Raw genomic sequence first — 17,248 nt, 5'->3', positions numbered from 1 at the left:
GTCACATTGCCCTGCCGCTGCGCTTGACCGCCTGCACCACCATGTTGGTTTCGAGGGCCATCGCGTCGGCCACCCACGGCGCGGTGGTGATGTAGTCGTAGAGCACCGACTCGTCGGGCGCGGCAATGTTGGCGACCACCTGATATTCGCCCGCCGTGCCGGCCGCGTACCGCACATACGGCATCTCGAGCATCCCCCGGACCAACGGTTCGATCCGATTGCGCTGGGTCTTGATGAACAGCATCGCCTCGGCACGCAGCCCGAACAGGGCCGGATCGACGACGACGCGGAGGCTGATCGCGCCCTCGGTGAGCAGCGCCTGGACGCGGCGTCGGGCCGTCGCCTCGGACACGCCCGCGGTCCGGGCGAGCGCCGTGGTGCCCACCCGGCCGTTCTGCATCAGTTCGCGGATGATCGTCCGGTCGACCGGATCCCGGGTGCCGCGCTCGAGGTCGGTGAGGAACGACGCCGGGGGCGCCACCCCGCCGATCGCTTGCTTCTCGGCCGGGGTCAGTACCCCGGCCTCCCATTCGCGGACCGTGCGGAAGTACCGCAGGACGGGGTCGGTCCAACTCCGGACCACGCCCATCGTCGCGGGCAGTTCGTCCATGACGAGCTTCGGGAGGCGCTCCCGGGACACGTGGATCTCGGCGACGCAGTCGGCGGTGCCGGTGAGGACGTACACGAAGATGCAGTCGCTGCGCTGGGCGAGGGCGCTCGCCGCAACCCGCACCGTGCCCGGCGAGCACTGGAGTCGGACGATCGCGGTGCCGCCGCTGTTCGCGACCGCGGTGACGGCCACCCGGCCGGACTCGAGGAGCGCGATGCCGTGCCGGGTGACGTTCCGTTCGGGTTCGCCCAGCGCCTGGGCGATGCGACTCCAGGAACACCGCCCGTCGACCTGGAGGGCAGCGACGATCCGCTGATCGAGCGAGAACCTGCGTTCGGTCATTGCAGACCCCTGCCCTCCGTGCCATGTGTGCATGCGATGGTATTCGAGTCGGGGACCGGGACGGTGAACCACCATAGGTTAGGCTAACCGTATATGGTCGAGCGGAACGCACCGCATCGCGACGCGGAGCGCAGTAGTCCGCTACGAAAGGTAATCGCAGATGCAGTCGACGGCCGCTGCCGAGTCCACAGAGAGGTCGGCGGACCTTCCGCCAGGCGCGCCGTTCGTTCTCTCCCGCCCGCACGGCACCGTGATCGCCGACGGCATCCGCACCGGTTTCGACTCCGCCCGCGACGCCGCCGCGGCCCTGCGGAGCGGCGCCGTTACCTCGGTGGCCGGAGCGCTCGCCTTCGACCGGTCACATCCCGCCGCACTGATCGCACCCCAGGCGTTGCGCCGTCACCCGGGAAGCTGGACACCTCGTCCGCGGGCCCTCCCGAATGTGCGCACCGGGGCGTCCATTCCCCCGGAGGACGAGCACGTCGCCCGGGTCGCCGCCGCGATTTCCGTGTTGCGGGAGCCCGAGGCCGCACTGCACAAGGTGGTGCTTGCCCGATCGGTGGTCCTGTACACCGACGAACCGCTGCATCCGCACGCCCTCCTCGCCCGGCTCGTGGACAACGATCTCGGCGGCAACGGCTTCAGCGTCGACCTGAGCGCCGCGGGCACCGGCTGGTCGGGACGGCACCTCGTCGGCTCGAGTCCCGAGGTACTCATCCGCCGCCACGGCGACCGGGTGACCTGCCATCCCCTGGCCGGCTCCGCTCCCCGGCACGCCGACCCCGAGAACGACCGGCTGACCGCGGACAACCTCGCCTCGTCGGAGAAGAATCTGCGCGAGCACGCGCTCGTCGTCGACGCGCTGCGGGCGGGTCTCGAACCGTTCTGCACCGAACTCGACATCCCGGACCGGCCCACCCTCACCAGCACTCCGCAGCTGTGGCACCTCGGCACGCCCGTGTCGGGACGGTTGCGGGACCGCTCGGTGACCGCACTGGACCTCGCCGTCGCCGTACACCCGACCCCCGCCGTCTGCGGCACCCCGACCGATGTCGCGCGGGCGCTGATCGGCGAACTCGAGGGCGACCGCGGCTTCTACGCCGGCGCCGTGGGCTGGACCGACGCCGACGGTGACGGCGAATGGATGGTCACCATCCGGTGCGCGCAGATCGACGCCGACGGCACCACCGTCACCGCCTACGCCGGTGGCGGCATCGTCGCCGCATCCGAACCGGACGACGAACTCGCCGAGACCACAACCAAACTGGGCACCGTCCTCACCGCGCTGGGACCGTCCCGATGAGCGGCACGACACTGGTCGTCGGAGCGGCCCAGGGCATCGGCCGGGCCACGGCAATCACCCTGTCGCGGTCCGGTCACCGCGTGGTGCTGCTCGACCGCGACGCCGACGGGCTCGCCGCCACCGCGGCCCTGCTCGGCACCCCGCCTCTCGGCACCACCGTCACCGACATCCGCGACACCCACGCCGTCACCGGCACCGTCCGCCGGATCGAGGACGAGCACGGTCCCGTCACCGCACTCGCGCACGTGGCAGGTGTCCTCGAGACCGGCTCGGTGCTCGACGCCGACCCCGCGAGCTGGCAGCGCGTGTTCGACGTCAACGTCACCGGACTCGTCAACGTGCTGCGCGCCGTCGGCACCGGAATGCGGGAGCGTGCAGCCGGTTCCATCGTCGTGGTCGGTTCCAACGCCGCGGGCGTCCCCCGCACCGGAATGGGCGCATACGGTGCGTCCAAGGCGGCCGTCTCGATGATCGTCCGGGTGCTCGGCCTCGAACTGGCCGAATACGGAATCCGCGCCAACATCGTCGCCCCCGGCTCGACGGACACCGCAATGCAGCGTTCGCTGTGGTCGGACCCGGAAGACAACGCCGGGGCGCGCGGAGCGATCGACGGAGACCTGGGCTCGTTCAAGGTCGGTATCCCGCTGGGCCGCATCGCCGACGCCGCCGACATCGCGGACTCCGTCGAGTTCCTCCTGTCGGATCGGGCGCGTCACATCACCATGCAGGCCCTATACGTCGACGGCGGCGCCACCCTCCGAGCCTGACGGCCCGTGAAAGGACTTTCGATGACCACGAGCGTTCGCGCTCCCCTGGAGACCACCACCGGCTACCCCGCCGACCTCGCCGCACGCTACCGCGACGCCGGGTACTGGACGGACGAGACGTTCCAGCAGTTCCTGCCCACCCGCGCCGAGAAATTCGGGGACGCGATCGCCGTGACCGGACCCGACGCCTCCGGGGCCGACCGCGCGCTCACCTACCGGGAACTGTGCGACCGCGCCGACCGGGTCGCCGCCGGGCTGCAGTCGTCGGGGGTGCGGCCCGGCGACCGGGTGGTGGTGCAACTGCCGAACGTCGTCGAGTACGTCGAGGTGATCTTCGCGGTCTTCCGGCTCGGGGCACTCCCGGTGTTCGCGCTGCCCGCGCACCGCACCCAGGAGATCTCCTACTTCTGCAGCTTCGCCGATGCCGCGGCGTACGTGATCACCGATACGCACGCCGGATTCGACTACCGCACGCTCGCCCGCGACGTGGTGTCGTCGGCCGAGAACCCGCCGCGGATCATCGTCGCCGGCGCCGCGCAGGAGTTCACGTCCCTCGACGAACTGCGCTCGGCGGAACCGCTGTCGGACGGGCCGACGGTCGGCGCGGAATCCGTGGCGTTCCTGCAGCTGTCGGGCGGGACCACCGGCGTGTCGAAGCTGATCCCGCGAACCCACACCGACTACCTGTACTCGGTGCGGGAGTCCGACCGCATCTGTGGCGTCGACGAGAACACCCGGATGCTCGTCGTTCTCCCTGCGGCGCACAACTTTCCGATGAGCTCCCCGGGCATCCTCGGCGTCCTGCACGCCGGCGGTCGCGTGGTGCTCGCGCCGGATCCGAGCCCCGACACCGCGTTCACGCTCATCGAGCGGGAGGGCGTCACGATCGCGTCGCTGGTACCGCCGCTCGCGTTGGCCTGGCTCGCCGCCGCAGGCCGCACGGAACGGGACATCTCCAGCCTGGAGGTGCTGCAGGTGGGCGGCGCCAAGTTCAGCGCCGAGGCCGCCAAGCGGGTGCGTCCCGAACTCGGGTGCACACTGCAGCAGGTGTTCGGGATGGCGGAGGGACTGGTCAACTACACCCGGCTCGACGACCCCGAAGACACCATCGTCACCACCCAGGGCCGTCCGATCAGCCCCGACGACGAGGTACGGGTCGTCGACGACCACGGCGAACCCGTCCCGGCCGGCACGTCAGGTCACCTGCTCACCCGCGGTCCGTACACCATCCGCGGGTATTACCGGGCCCCCGAACACAATTCGACGGCGTTCACCGAGGACGGCTTCTACCGCACCGGCGACGTCGTCCGGCTCACGGACGACGGATACCTGGTGGTCGAGGGCCGCGCCAAGGACCAGATCAACCGCGGCGGCGAGAAAGTGGCCGCCGAGGAGGTCGAGAACCATCTGCTCGCGCACCCCGCCGTCGCCGACGTCGCGGTGGTGTCGATGCCCGACCCGTATCTCGGCGAGCGAAGTTGCGCGTTCGTCGTAGTCGAGGGCGAGCAGCCGAAGGCCGTCGAACTCAAGAAGTTCGTCCGCGGCCGCGGACTCGCCGACTACAAGGTGCCCGACAAGGTCGTGTTCGTCGACGAGTTCCCGGTCACCGGTGTCGGCAAGATCAGCAAGTCCGAACTGCGCCGGGCACTGGAGAAGACGTTTGTGACGCCGTGACCCCCGGCTATCGGGACAGTCGCCCCAGCAGCGCGGACGCGACCGCGATCCCGAGCACCGCGGCCGCGACGAGCACCCCGAAGTCCAGCCAGTAGTTGGTGGGCTGACCGATCAGCAGCCCCCTGAGCGCGGACACCTCGTAGCTCAGGGGGTTCACCCGGCTGATCGCCTGGACCCACCCGGGCATGAGTTCCACCGGGTACAACGCGTTCGACGCGAAGAACAGCGGCATGGTGATCGCCTGACCGATCCCCATCAGCCGGTCACGCTTGAGCACGATTCCCGCGATGGCCACGGACAGGCACGAGAAGAATGCGGCCCCCAGCACCACCACCACGACCACACCCAGCAGGCGCACCGGATTCCACGTCATCCCGACCCCGAGGAGTGCCGCCGCAACCACGACCACCACGGCCTGAGCCACCGCGCGGACGCCGGCAGCGAAGGCCTTGCCCGTCACGAGAGCCGCACGCGGAGTGGGTGTCACGAGCAGTTTGGTCAACACCCCGGCGTCCCGCTCCCAGATGATCTGGATGCCGTAGAAGATCGCGACGAACAGCGCCGACTGGGCGATGATGCCCGGCGCCAGGTAGTCCAGATAGGGGACGTCGCCGGTCGGGATCGCACGGATGCGGCTGAACGTCTCCCCGAAGATGACCAGCCACAGAATCGGCTGGATCGCACGGGTCACCAACTCCGACCGGTCGTGGCGCAGTTTCTGCAATTCCACCAGGCAGAACGTCACGATCCGCGACAACAACCGGAGTACACCCCGGAGCGGCGGTTCAACCCATACGGCGGGCGGTGCGGCGGGCGCTACGAACATCCCGGAGCCCTCCCTTCTCGTCGGCGGTGAGACTGTCACCGGTGAAATGGCGGAAAACGTCGTCGAGCGTCGCGCCGGGCCCCAATTCCGCGACGAGCCCCGACGGTGACCCCACCGTCCGCAGTTCGCCGCGGTGCATCAGCGCGACCCGATCACACAGTGCCTCGGCCTCTTCCATGTAGTGGGTGGTGAGCAGCACCGTCATCCCGTACTGCTTCTGCATCTCGGTGACACGCGTCCACACCGAGTCCCGCGCGACCGGATCGAGCCCGACCGTCGGTTCGTCGAGCACCAGCAGCGACGGCCGGTTGACCAGTGCCTGCGCGAGTTCGAGGCGGCGGACCATGCCGCCCGAGAAACTCGACGCCACCCGGTCGGCGACGTCGGTGAGATCCACCATCTCCAGCACCTCGTCCACCCGGCTGCGGCGCTCGGACCGCGGCACGTCGTAGAGGCGGGCGAACCAGGAGACGTTCTCGCGGGCGGTGAGTGCGCCCTCGATCGACAACTGTTGCGGCACATACCCGAGCAGTCGCCGGACGGCCATGGCAGAGGTGCGCACCTCACACCCGAAGATGCTCACGTCACCGTCCTGCAGCGGAAGAAGGGTGTTGAGCAGACGGATCGTCGTGGTCTTCCCCGCCCCGTTGGGCCCGAGCAGGCCGAAGCACTCCCCCGCCTCGATCACGAGGCTCAGGTCGTTCACCGCGGTGTAGTCCCCGAACCGGTACGTCACGTGCGACAGTTCCAGCGCGTCGGGGGACCGCCGCTGTCGGGCGGCGGTGCGGTCCCTGCGAAACATCATCTGACGACCTCCTGATCGCTCTCCACGGCTCGGTCCGGGTGCAGCGCTCCGGCGAGGCGGGTGATGGCGGGAATGGCGGATTCGATGGCCTCCCGGTCCTCCGCGCTCAGGGCGTCGAAGGCGGCGGCGACCTGCACGTTGCGACGGTCACGCCAGCGCTCGACCTGCGCACGCGCCTCGTCGGTGAGTGCGAGGCGGGCGACGCGACGGTCGGACTCGTCCCGCACCCGTTCGATCAGACCGGCGTCGGTGAGTTGCCGCACGAGAGTGGAGACCGTGTTCGCGGCGAGGCCCAGGGCCGCCGCCGCTTCCGCGACGGACGTGCCGGGCCTGCGGCGCAGCAGGCGCACCAATTCCACCTGCGACCCCGTCAGCGGCGTTTCCGGCCACGGGCGGCCGACCAGTCGGCGGGTGTGCCTGCGCAGGAGTCCGATTGCGGCGAAGAGCTGTTCGGCAGGCGCCAGGTGGTCGGGTGCCTCGTTCTGTGCCATGAGGACAATATAGCTCTGTTTCAGAGGTATTACGAGGGGCGGCTACGCTCGGGCGTGCAACCGTGTTCGGACAGCCGAGAGTGACGAGGAGACGACTGTATGTGCCTGGTCCTGTTCGCCTGGCATACCCGCCCCGATCTCCCCCTCGTCGTCGCGGCCAACCGGGACGAGTTCTACGCCCGCCCCACCGAGCCTCTGCAGTGGTGGGGAGACGACTTCGTCGCGGGTCGCGATCTCCTCGCCGGCGGAACGTGGATGGGTGTCACCGCCACCCTGCGATTCGCCGCCGTCACCAACGTCCGCAACGGCACCCCGTCCACCGGCGCCCGGTCCCGCGGGGTACTGCCCGTCGACTTTCTCCGCGGCCGGCTCTCACCCGCCGACTACGCCGAGCAGGTGGCCGCGAACGGCGCCGACTACGGCAGCTTCAACCTGCTCGCAGGCGACACCGAGGAATTGTGGTGGACCACCAACCGGCCCCACGGTCGCAGCCAGCGGGTGCAGCCGGGCGTCCACGGCCTGTCCAACGCCGAACTCGACACACCGTGGCCGAAGGTCACCGGCGGCACACAGGCGTTCGCCGCCGCGCTCGCCGCCGACGACGGCAGCCCCGACGCCGACCCGCAGGGGTATTTCGACGTCCTCGCCGACAGCGACCCGGCACCGTGGGACTCCCTGCCCGACACGGGCATCGAACCCGAACTCGAACGCGCCCTCTCGTCCCGGTTCATCCGCTACCGCGACTACGGGACCCGGGCGTCGACCCTGCTGCGGATCAGGTCGGACGGGACCTTCGACATCACCGAACGACGGTTCGACGAGAACGGAGCCCTCCTCTCAGGTGAGTGACAGTGCCACTCACGTCAGGCGAGGGAGGAACGGATGACGCCCGCCGTCTGATCGAGCGCGATCCGGCTCGGCGACTTCGGCATTCCGCGCAACCCGAAACCGTCACCCGCGGTGCGGGGAACCACATGCAGGTGGACGTGGAACACCTCCTGCCCGGCGGCGATCCCGTCGGCGAGAAACAGGTTCACGCCCTGCGCCCGCATCGGACCGTGCCGCAGCGCAGTCGCGATCCGCTGTCCGGCCGCGAACACCGCCGCCCCGTCCCCGGGGTCGAGGTCCGCGAGCCCGCTCGCGTGCCGCCGCGGGACCACCAGCAGGTGCCCGGACGTCCACGGCCGGATGTCCAGGAAGGCCAGCACGGCGTCGTCCTCGTACACGACACTCGCCTCGGACCGGCCCGAGACGATCTCGCAGAAAATGCAGTTCACGGCGTGTGCACCTCCGGTGCTTGTGCGCCTTTTTGGTAGTCCCCGCTACCAGAAAGGCGCACGGGCGGCGGAGCCGCCTACAGGATCGGGGACGGCTGGTACGCGGCCGCCTCGGGGTGGGCGTCGACGAGCTTCTGCACCTGCGCCACGACCGTCGCGACCTGCGACTCGGCGGCACCGATGAACGCCTTCTTGTCGGCGAGGGCCTCGTCGAGCGCGGCACGGTCGAGCGGCAGCCGGTCGTCGGCGGCGAGGCGGTCGAGGAGGTCGGGTTCCTTGCCCTCCTCGCGCATCGCGAGGGCGACGGCGACGGCGTGTTCCTTGATCACCTCGTGCGCCGTCTCCCGGCCCACTCCCGCGCGCACCAGGGCCATCAGGACCTTGGTGGTGGCGAGGAACGGGAGGTACCGGGTGAGTTCCTTCTCGATGACGGCGGGGTAGGCGCCGAATTCGGCAAGCACCGTCAGGAACGTCTCGATCAAACCATCGATCGCGAAGAAGGCGTCCGGCAGTGCGACGCGGCGCACCACCGAGCAGAACACGTCACCCTCGTTCCACTGCGCGCCCGCCAACTCGGCGGCCATCGACGCGTAGCCGCGCAGCACGACCTGCAGTCCGTTGACGCGCTCGCAGGACCGGGTGTTCATCTTGTGCGGCATCGCCGACGATCCGACCTGGCCGGGCTGGAAGCCCTCGGTGACCAGCTCGTGTCCGGCCATCAGGCGGATGGTGTGCGCGAACGACGACGGCCCGGCCGCCACCTGCACCAGCGCGGACAGCACGTCGTGGTCGAGCGAGCGCGGGTAGACCTGGCCGACGCTCGTGAACACGTGGGCGAACCCGAGGTGCTCGGCGACCTTCTGCTCGAGCGCCTCGAGCTTGGACGCATCACCGTCGAGGAGGTCGAGCATGTCCTGCGCGGTGCCCATCGGGCCCTTGATGCCGCGCAGCGGGTAGCGGTCGATCAGCTCGCGCAGCCGGGTGAGTGCGACGAGGAGTTCGTCGGCGGCGGACGCGAACCGCTTGCCCAGCGTGGTGGCCTGCGCCGCGACGTTGTGCGACCGGCCCGCCATGACGAGGCTGCTGTACTCGGCGGCGCGCTCGGCCAGCCGGGCCGCGACGGCGACACCATGCGCGTGCACGTGTTCGAGCGACCGCAGGATCTGCAGCTGCTCGACATTCTCGGTGAGGTCGCGGCTGGTGAGGCCCTTGTGCACCTGCTCGTGTCCGGCGAGGGCGTTGAACTCCTCGATGCGCGCCTTCACGTCGTGACGGGTGACGCGCTCGCGGTCGGCGATGGAGTCGAGGTCGACCTGCTCCAGCACCCGCTCGTAGTCGGCGAGCGCCTCGGCCGGCACGTCGATCCCGAGTTCCGCCTGAGCACGCAGCACGGCGAGCCACAGCTGACGCTCGAGGACGATCTTGTGCTCGGGCGACCACAACTCGACGAGTTCGGGGCTGGCGTAACGATTGGCAAGGACGTTCGGGATGCGGCTCACGAGTCCTCAGTTTACGGCCGGGCTAGAGCTGAACGTGGTCCGGCCGGTCGAGGGCGGGCGCAACCACGTCGACGACGTCGAGCAGCATCGCCCGCGCAAGAGCCCGCAGGTCGGGGTCGTGCTCGCCCAGCGCGGTCACGACGGCTCCGTCGACGACGGCGACGAGCCGCCGGAGTTGCTCCTGCCGGACGTCGCGGTCGGAGCGTCGCAGGGCCTCGGTGAGGACATCGTCGAGTTGCGCGCGCAGCCGCAACTGGACCTCCCGCAGTTCCGGCCGACGCGCACACGCGGTGAACCGCTCGTACCGGGAGATCAGCCGTTCGCGGCAGTCTTCGCTGATGAGGGCCGGACCGACGAGCAGGTCGAGGAGGAGGTCGACGGTGGATTCGCGGCCGCGGCGTCGGTGCGTGACGTCTTCGACGCGACTGCGCATGACGGCCAGGTCGCGTTCGCCGTTGCATTCGACGGCCTTCGCGATCAGGTCGTCCAGCGACTCGAAGTAGTAGGTGGTAGACGCCAGCGGAAGGTCGGCGCGGGTGGCCACCGAGCGGTGCCGTACGGCGTCGAATCCGCCCTCGAGCAACAGATCGGCGGCAGCCTCGACCAGCGCCTGTCGGCGCCGTTCGCCCTTCGGAGTTGCCGCTGATGACACCAATTCATCCTGCCAGCCGCGGGCCCCGAACCTGGGCGAATTGGACGACAGACCGTGAAGTATGTGAACGCCGGAACCCACCCGCGTAGCGACGGATCGGTGCGGGTGTCGGTGCTCGGCACGGTGACACCGCCGGGCCTCATCGGGTACGGCCTCGGCTACGGGGTCGTGCGCCGCGACCGTCACGACCGGCTTCCTCGAGAATCCGGGCGGCGAGTACGACACGAGTTGCCTCGAGCAGGTGCGGGTGCCGGTCTTCAAGACCAGCTGACGGCCCGCGGTCGGCCGGCGAGGCGACGAAGCCGCACGGCCATCGTCACCATCGCCGGGAAAGTCACGGCGAGGAGGGTGAGCCGCTGGAGAAGCCCGGCAACCTCGTGCAGTGGTGCGCCGCCGGGCATCGCGAACCGGCCGAGCATCACGAAACAGCCCAGACCGATCACCCCGGCGACCCCGACGTATCGCGCCAGGCCGCGCCAGCGCGGATCGGCGGCGAACCGGCGCGACAGCACCACCAGGGCCAGGGCGCTGCAGGAGAAGAACATGACACCCGCGATCACATGGTTGCCGGGGTCGTACGCGTTCCCGCCCTCGTCCTCCCGCAATGGGAACACGGCGGCGAGAACCAGTCCCACCCCCGCGGTGCCGAGCAGACCTGGTCCTGCCCAGCCGAACCGCATCGCGGCGATCCCGCGGTGCAATCCGACCGCGAAGATGAGCAACAGCGCGGCGAAAGCCAGGAAGTTCAGCTGCTGGATCCACCCGCGCGGGTCGGCTTCGAGAGCACTGATCGGGTCGGTGATCGGGTTGTAGTCGTCCCGCAGAAATGCCTCCTGGACGACGAACCCCGCGGTGAACAACAGCGGACCCGCCGCGCCCGCCGTGGCCGCCCACCTTTGGAAGCCGGGGCGCGACACGAGAACTGACGTGGTGACCATGACGTCGACGCTAGCGCGACGGCACCGGTCCCGGCATCGGAGAAATCACCCATCCGGGTCCGGGTGAAACGTGGGTAGTAGTACCCACGATCAGTTGTTCGGAAGGACCGCCCCGGTCGCGGCGTCGACGTCGACGTCGTAGTCCCAGCCCTTCGCGTCGCGGATGTGGATGTGCCACACGGCCACTCCATCGCGTTGCTGTTGCTCCGAGTTCGCGACCGAGCCGCCCGGCACCGTCGCGACAGCGATCTGCTCCGCCTGCTGCTGGGTCACCGCTCCGGCGGCCGGAGCGGGGGCGGGTGTCGCGGTGGTTTGCTGGTTCTGATCGTCGGGGACGATCGCACCGGTAGTCGCGTCGACGTTCACGTCGTAGTCCCAGCCCTTGGCGTCGCGGATGTGGACGTGCCACACCGCTTTTCCGTCCCGCAGCTGTTGCTCGGAGTTCGACACCGTGCCGCTCGGGACCGTCGCGACAGCGATCTGCTCCGCTTGTTCCTTGGAGATCGCCGCTGCCGCAGCTGTTCCGGTGGACGACGTCGACATGGAGGACGCCGTGGTCGTGGCTGCCGTTGCCGCACTGGTGGTGGACGACGTGTCGCCGCTGTCGGAGCCGCATCCGCCCAGCAGCAGCGCGGACGCCGCCACAATCGGGATCAAGCTCGCGCATCGCACACTTCTGGTGGACATGGTGGCTCCTCGATCGCTCGACGGCGTGAACCTGCCAGTCAGAATACGGGAGCGCGGTCTGTTTCGGACCGAGTGCGCAGAAGTTACGGAGCCGCCTCGGGATTCGTCACCTCAACTGCGCAGCCACCGACGGCGTCACCACGTCCGGCAGGACCGCCGCCCGAAATTGCGACGGGCCAGCACGAGCCAGACGACCGGCAGGAAGACGAGCGGGGGGACGCGGACCAGTGCGACCCACAGGATCGCCGCGAGGACGGCCACCACGAACACCAGGGCCCGCAGTGCCGCCGCCTCCCGTCGCGGATCACGCCGCCGGGCGGGCTCGGGTTCGGAGGTGACGCGCTGCTTGGCCGGGAGGTCCGCGAAGAGGGGCACCAGATCGGCGGCGGTCTTGGCGAGGTACGCCTCGCGCACCCGCTCGTCGAACTCGTCGGTCTCGAGCCGTCCGGCAGCGAAGTGTTCGGCGAGTGCCGCCGCGGCTTGTTCTCGTTCCAGGGTTCCGATGCGGACCCCACCAGGAACGGGTGGCTGTGGATGACTGATGTCGCTCATGTCGTCGCCTCATACCCGGTTGTAACACTGTAATCCTAGCCACAGTGTAGGCCTTCTACTGCTGGTCGCGCCCGTGCAAGCCGTCGCGGCGCTGTTCCTCCGCTCGCTCCCGGCAACGCCGCACGAACTCGGCTTCCTCGGGGTCGGCGGGCAGCCGGTCGCCCGGGGTCTTCTGCGGCCGCCCGGCGACGAGCCACAGCACCGAACCGACGAGCGGAAGCAGCAGCACGATCACCAGCCAGCCCTCTTTCGAGAGGTTCCGGAACTGGTCGTCGTCGGTGGTGACGGCGTCGGCGAAGCACAGGACCCACAACACGAATGCGAGCAACGCGACGTACAGCATCGCTGTTCTCCTTGCCTGGCGCGCCCGAACACACGGTGCGCCCAAGTCCATCGAACAACTGCTGCGGCGCCGCCGCAAGAGCCGTGGTCGCGAACCTTCGGTTACAGCCAGCGACCCAGTCGCAGCAGCGATTCCCGGACCTCGGCGGTGGATCCGGCGAACGACAGCCGAACGGTCCGGTCGCCGTGAACGGTGTCGAAGTCGATGCCGGGGGCAAGCGCCAGACCGGTGTCCTGCAGGAGCCGCGAGCACCATTCCGTCGACGTCACGCCGTGGGATCCGCCCAGCAGGTGCCCGATGTCGGCGTACACGTAGAACGCGCCGTCGGCGGGTGCGAGATCGGTGATGCCCAGTTCCGGGAGTCCGGTGAGCAGCAGTTCCCGGTTGACGGCGTAGCGCTGCACGTGGCCGTCGAGTTCGACCCTCGATTCCTCGGTGAACGCGGCGATCGCCGCATATTGCGAGATGGCCGGCGGGCACACCGTCATGTTCGAGGCCAGGCGCTGCAACGGTCGCCGCAGCCCCTCGGGAACCAGCATCCAGCCCAGCCGCCAGCCCGTCATCGAGAAATACTTCGACACCGATCCGACGACGACGGATTCGCGGGACGTCTCCCACGAACTCGTCATGGCCTGCTCGCCGTATCCGATGCCGTGGTAGATCTCGTCGGAGATCAGCAGGGTGCCGTGGTCGTCGCACCAGCGGGCGAGTGCAGCCAGTTCGCCGGGGTCGATGACGGTGCCGGTGGGGTTGGCGGGGCTCGCGACGATCAGTCCGGCCGGCGGCTCGAGCAGAGCGTCGAGCATCGCGACCGTCGGCTGGAACCGAGTGTCCGCCCCGCAGTCGATCTCGATGACGTTGCAGCCGAGCGCGGCGAGCGTGTTCCGGTAGGCGGGGTAGCCGGGGCGGGCCACGACGACGGTGTCGCCGACGTCGAAGGCGGCGAGGAACAGCAGCGTGAACGCGCCCGACGAACCGGTGGTCACGACCACGTCCTCGGCGTCGACGCCGATGCCGGACTTGGCGGAGTGGTATCCGGCGATCGCCTCGCGCAGCGGCAAGATCCCGAACGTCTCCGTGTAGCCGAGCAGATGCCCGTCGAGCACTTCCCGCGTCGCGCGGAGAACCGGCTGCGGGGCGGGAGTGGACGGCTGCCCGGCCGCGAGCGTCAGCACGTCACCGTGAGTGCGCTGACGTTCGGTGGCCGCCTTCCACACGTCCATCACGTGGAAGGTCTGGATGTTGGATCGCTGAGATTCGGGACGCACCCCTTGACGCTAGCGTGATGCGATCACTTCCCCGCCAACGCGTCCCGCTGCGACTCGACCGTCTCCCGGATGGCGCCCACCACCGCGGCGACCTCGGGTCGGCGCAGCGACTCGGCCCGCGCGACGAGCCAGTACGCCAGCTCGGCCTCGACCTGCCCGGGCAGCACGCGCACGAGGTCGTCGTGGCGGTCGGCCATGAAGCAGGGCAGGAGCCCGATGCCCGCCGACGCCCGAGTGGCCTCGACATGCACGAACACGTTCGTCGACGTCACCGATTCGCGCATCGACACGGTGAGTCGCTGCGCGAGGTCGAGTTCGTCGACCTGCAGCATCGAGTCGATGAAGTAGACGAGTGAGTGGTAGGCGAGATCCCCCACCTGTCGCGGTGTGCCGTGCTCGGCCAGGTACGACCGCGCGCCGTACAGCCCGAGGGTGTAGTCGGCCAGCCACAGCGCCTCGGCGCGATGCACCTGGGGTTTGCCGACCACGATTTCGATGTCGAGTCCGGAGCGATGCTGCGACGCCCGGCGCGTGATCGCGACGATCTCCACGGACACCTCGGGATGCCTTCTGCGGATCAGTGCGCCGGCGGGCGCGGCGATGTAGGCGCTGAATCCGTCGGTCGCCGAGACGCGGACGACGCCTTTCAGGTGGTCGGCACCGCCGGGTTCGGCGACGAGTCCGTGGACGGCGGCCTCCACGCGTTCGGCCGCGGTCAGTGCCTGCCGCCCGAGGTCGGTGAGTTCCCACCCGCCCGCGGCCTTCACGAGAACCCGGCCGCCGAGGCTTTTCTCCAGATTCGCGATCCGGCGCGAGATGGTGGTGTGGTTGACCCCGAGGTCGTCGGCTGCGGTGTTGAAGCGGCCGGTCCGCCCCACGGCCAGCAGGACGAGCAGGTCGTCGGCGCTGGGCTTCGCTGTTCCGGACGTCATTTCTGCATATTTGCACATGGCGACTGCATGTTGCGTCATTGTGTGCGCACAAATATGCATCAATACTCGGCAGGACAAATGAACTGTGTCCCCAGTCACAACGGGGTACGGAGTGGAACGAGGAGCGACAGATGAGCGTCGACGAAACCGCGCACGTGAAGGAAGCCCCGCCGTCCGGGCTGAAGAAGGTGGTCGGTGCGTCCATGGCCGGCACCATCGTCGAGTGGTACGAGTTCTTCCTCTACGGGACAGCTGCGACGCTGGTGTTCAGCAAGGTCTTCTTCGCGGCCGGAGACAACGAACTCGACGCGATCATCGCGGCGTTCGTGACGTACGCCGTGGGCTTCGTCGCCCGGCCACTCGGCGGCATCGTGTTCGGTCACTTCGGCGACAAGTTCGGCCGCAAGCAACTGCTCCAGTTCAGCCTTCTCCTCGTCGGCGCGGCCACGTTCCTGATGGGTTGCCTGCCCACCTACGGCCAGATCGGCTACTGGGCCCCCGCCCTGCTCGTCACGCTCCGCTTCATCCAGGGATTCGCCGTCGGCGGCGAGTGGGGTGGCGCGGTGCTGCTGGTGGCCGAGCACAGCCCGAACCGTTCCCGCGGTTTCTGGGCGTCGTGGCCGCAGGCCGGAGTCCCGGCAGGCAACCTCGTCGCGACCGTCGTCCTGCTGATCCTCACGACGACGCTGTCCGATGCGGCGTTCCTGAGCTGGGGCTGGCGCGTCGCGTTCTGGCTGTCCGCGGTGATCGTCCTGGTCGGCTACTACATCCGTACCAAGGTGACGGACGCCCCGATCTTCATCCAGGCGCAGAAGGAGGCGGAGCACATCAAGGAGACGTCGTTCAGCGTCTTCGAGGTGCTCAAGCGCTACCCGCGTGGCGTGCTGACGGCGATGGGCCTGCGTTTCGGCGAGAACGTCATGTACTACCTGGTGGTCACGTTCTCGATCACCTACCTCAAGGTGGTGGTCCACACGGACACCGCGCAGATCCTCTGGTGGATGCTGATCGCCCACGCCGTGCACTTCGCGGTGATCCCGCTGGTCGGGCGGCTCTCGGACACCATCGGCCGCCGTCCCGTCTACATGATCGGCGCGCTGACCGCGGGCACCTGGGGCTTCTTCGCGTTCCCGATGATGAACAGCGGGCACAACGCCGTCATCCTCGGAGCGATCATCATCGGCCTGGTGTTCCACGCGTTCATGTACGCCGGTCAGCCGGCGATCATGGCCGAGATGTTCCCGACCCGCATGCGCTACTCGGGTGTCTCCCTCGGCTACCAGGTGACGTCGATCGTGGCCGGTTCGCTGGCGCCGATCATCGCAGCCAGCCTGCTGAGCAAGTACCACTCGTCCGTTCCGATCGCGGTCTACCTGGCGATCGCCTGCCTGATCACCGTCGTCGCCGTCATCGTCGCCCGGGAGACCAAGGGCATCTCGCTCGAATCGATCGACGCGGCGGACGCACGGATCCTCGCCGACGAGAAGGCGGGAACCTCGGCATGACGGAACAGAACCTGGCCGGGCGCACCGCCCTCGTCACCGGCGGCGCCAGCGGCATCGGCGCAGCCTGCGCCCGGACGCTGGCGGCGCGCGGAGCGCACGTCACGGTCGCCGATCTCGACGAGATTGCCGCCAAGACGCTGGCCGACGACATCGACGGCACCGCGTGGCACATCGACCTCCTCGACACCGACGAACTCACCGAACTGCGCCTCGAGACCGACATCCTCGTCAACAATGCCGGTATCCAGACCATCAGCCCGCTCGAGGAGTTCCGCCCCGAGGACTTCCGGCGCATCCAGAAGTTGATGGTCGAGGCCCCGTTCCTGCTGATCCGCGCGGCACTGCCACACATGTATGACGCGGGATTCGGACGCATCGTCAACGTGTCGTCGGTCCACGGACTCCGCGCGTCGCCGTTCAAGGCCGCGTACGTCACCGCCAAGCACGGCCTCGAGGGACTGTCGAAGGTGACGGCGCTGGAGGGCGGACCGCACGGCGTCACCAGCAACTGCGTCAACCCCGGATACGTGCTGACACCGCTGGTGCAGAAGCAGATCGCGGATCAGGCCCACGTGCACGGCATCAGCGAGTCCGAGGTGATCGAGAAGGTGATGCTCACCGAGAGCGCGATCAAGCGGCTCGTGGAACCGTCGGAGGTGGCATCGCTGGTCGGGTGGATCGCATCCGACGACGCCGGCATGGTGACCGGCGCGTCCTACACGATCGACGGAGGCTGGACGGCCCGGTGACGTGGCCGGCGGTGCGTTCGAATCCGAT

19 protein-coding genes are annotated in these 17,248 nt (G+C 69.0%); 6 read left to right on the top strand and 13 right to left on the bottom strand.

All coding sequences use genetic code 11. The features are described from left to right. Position 1 precedes the first annotated feature (1 nt). Positions 2-952 (bottom strand): Lrp/AsnC family transcriptional regulator, encoded by a 951-nt coding sequence (locus H0B43_RS24005; protein WP_185725660.1) that lies wholly within the window; start codon positions 950-952, stop codon positions 2-4. Positions 953-1,112: 160 nt separating this feature from the next. Here H0B43_RS24005 and H0B43_RS24000 point away from each other — a divergent pair, with 160 nt between their 5' ends. The 3 genes from H0B43_RS24000 to H0B43_RS23990 are packed head-to-tail and all read left to right on the top strand — an operon-like array spanning position 1,113 to position 4,696. Continuing rightward, positions 1,113-2,255, top strand: a complete 1,143-nt coding sequence (locus H0B43_RS24000; protein WP_185725661.1) for an isochorismate synthase MenF — start codon at positions 1,113-1,115, stop codon at positions 2,253-2,255. Then, entirely contained in the window at positions 2,252-3,022 is a 771-nt protein-coding gene (locus tag H0B43_RS23995) for an SDR family oxidoreductase (protein WP_185725662.1), read from the top strand. The genes H0B43_RS24000 and H0B43_RS23995 overlap by 4 nt, the downstream gene beginning before the upstream one ends. Before the next feature lie 21 nt (positions 3,023-3,043). After that, positions 3,044-4,696, top strand: coding sequence for a (2,3-dihydroxybenzoyl)adenylate synthase (locus tag H0B43_RS23990; protein WP_185725663.1), 1,653 nt, complete (start codon positions 3,044-3,046; stop codon positions 4,694-4,696). A 7-nt stretch (positions 4,697-4,703) separates the two neighbouring features. On the opposite strand, the gene H0B43_RS23985 is transcribed toward H0B43_RS23990, so the two are convergent. From H0B43_RS23985 to H0B43_RS23975, 3 genes are read right to left on the bottom strand one after another with little or no spacing between them, the layout of a single operon-like run. Next, complete coding sequence (locus tag H0B43_RS23985; protein WP_185725664.1) at positions 4,704-5,522, bottom strand: ABC transporter permease; 819 nt, start codon at positions 5,520-5,522, stop codon at positions 4,704-4,706. Beyond that, the gene (locus H0B43_RS23980) at positions 5,482-6,327 is read right to left on the bottom strand and encodes an ABC transporter ATP-binding protein (protein WP_185725665.1); all 846 of its coding nucleotides are present in this window, start codon (positions 6,325-6,327) and stop codon (positions 5,482-5,484) included. The genes H0B43_RS23985 and H0B43_RS23980 overlap by 41 nt, the downstream gene beginning before the upstream one ends. Then, positions 6,324-6,818, bottom strand: a complete 495-nt coding sequence (locus H0B43_RS23975) for a MarR family winged helix-turn-helix transcriptional regulator (protein WP_185725666.1) — start codon at positions 6,816-6,818, stop codon at positions 6,324-6,326. Before H0B43_RS23975 ends, H0B43_RS23980 begins: the two co-directional genes overlap by 4 nt. 99 nt (positions 6,819-6,917) lie before the next feature. On the opposite strand from H0B43_RS23975, the gene H0B43_RS23970 reads away from it, so the two are divergent. Beyond that, positions 6,918-7,667, top strand: coding sequence for an NRDE family protein (locus H0B43_RS23970; RefSeq protein ID WP_185725667.1), 750 nt, complete (start codon positions 6,918-6,920; stop codon positions 7,665-7,667). Positions 7,668-7,681: 14 nt separating this feature from the next. Here H0B43_RS23970 and H0B43_RS23965 read toward each other — a convergent pair whose 3' ends face one another. The 9 genes from H0B43_RS23965 to H0B43_RS23925 form a co-directional block, all read right to left on the bottom strand. Further along, entirely contained in the window at positions 7,682-8,095 is a 414-nt protein-coding gene (locus tag H0B43_RS23965; RefSeq protein ID WP_185725668.1) for an HIT domain-containing protein, read from the bottom strand. Between the two features lie 77 nt (positions 8,096-8,172). Then, positions 8,173-9,594: an adenylosuccinate lyase gene (purB, locus tag H0B43_RS23960; protein WP_185725669.1), complete on the bottom strand. Its 1,422-nt coding sequence runs from the start codon at positions 9,592-9,594 to the stop codon at positions 8,173-8,175. Positions 9,595-9,616: 22 nt separating this feature from the next. Continuing rightward, positions 9,617-10,246, bottom strand: coding sequence for a TetR/AcrR family transcriptional regulator (locus tag H0B43_RS23955; protein ID WP_185725670.1), 630 nt, complete (start codon positions 10,244-10,246; stop codon positions 9,617-9,619). 257 nt (positions 10,247-10,503) lie between these two features. After that, on the bottom strand, positions 10,504-11,184 hold the full coding sequence (locus H0B43_RS23950) for a DUF998 domain-containing protein (RefSeq protein WP_185725671.1): 681 nt from the start codon (positions 11,182-11,184) through the stop codon (positions 10,504-10,506). 90 nt (positions 11,185-11,274) lie between these two features. Beyond that, positions 11,275-11,871 carry a PepSY domain-containing protein gene (locus H0B43_RS23945; protein ID WP_185725672.1) on the bottom strand — a complete coding sequence of 199 codons (597 nt, stop codon included), beginning with the start codon at positions 11,869-11,871 and terminating at the stop codon, positions 11,275-11,277. A 135-nt stretch (positions 11,872-12,006) separates the two neighbouring features. Beyond that, a complete protein-coding gene (locus tag H0B43_RS23940; RefSeq protein ID WP_185725673.1) occupies positions 12,007-12,423 on the bottom strand; it encodes a DUF1707 domain-containing protein in 417 nt (138 codons plus the stop codon). A 55-nt stretch (positions 12,424-12,478) separates the two neighbouring features. Beyond that, positions 12,479-12,766 (bottom strand): PLDc N-terminal domain-containing protein, encoded by a 288-nt coding sequence (locus H0B43_RS23935; RefSeq protein ID WP_185725674.1) that lies wholly within the window; start codon positions 12,764-12,766, stop codon positions 12,479-12,481. A gap of 101 nt (positions 12,767-12,867) precedes the next feature. Continuing rightward, the gene (locus H0B43_RS23930; RefSeq protein ID WP_185725675.1) at positions 12,868-14,034 is read right to left on the bottom strand and encodes a pyridoxal phosphate-dependent aminotransferase; all 1,167 of its coding nucleotides are present in this window, start codon (positions 14,032-14,034) and stop codon (positions 12,868-12,870) included. 23 nt (positions 14,035-14,057) lie between these two features. Continuing rightward, complete coding sequence (locus tag H0B43_RS23925) at positions 14,058-14,966, bottom strand: LysR family transcriptional regulator (protein WP_185725676.1); 909 nt, start codon at positions 14,964-14,966, stop codon at positions 14,058-14,060. 131 nt (positions 14,967-15,097) lie between these two features. Between H0B43_RS23925 and H0B43_RS23920 the strand changes: the two genes are divergently transcribed. Next, positions 15,098-16,471, top strand: coding sequence for an MFS transporter (locus H0B43_RS23920; protein WP_185725677.1), 1,374 nt, complete (start codon positions 15,098-15,100; stop codon positions 16,469-16,471). Next, on the top strand, positions 16,468-17,220 hold the full coding sequence (locus tag H0B43_RS23915) for a 3-hydroxybutyrate dehydrogenase (protein ID WP_185725678.1): 753 nt from the start codon (positions 16,468-16,470) through the stop codon (positions 17,218-17,220). Before H0B43_RS23920 ends, H0B43_RS23915 begins: the two co-directional genes overlap by 4 nt. Positions 17,221-17,248: the final 28 nt, after the last annotated feature.

Origin of the sequence: Rhodococcus sp. 4CII (assembly GCF_014256275.1) — a bacterium.
Taxonomy (GTDB): Bacteria; Actinomycetota; Actinomycetes; order Mycobacteriales; family Mycobacteriaceae; genus Rhodococcus_F; species Rhodococcus_F wratislaviensis_A.
This window is presented reverse-complemented; position numbering and strand designations above follow the sequence as displayed.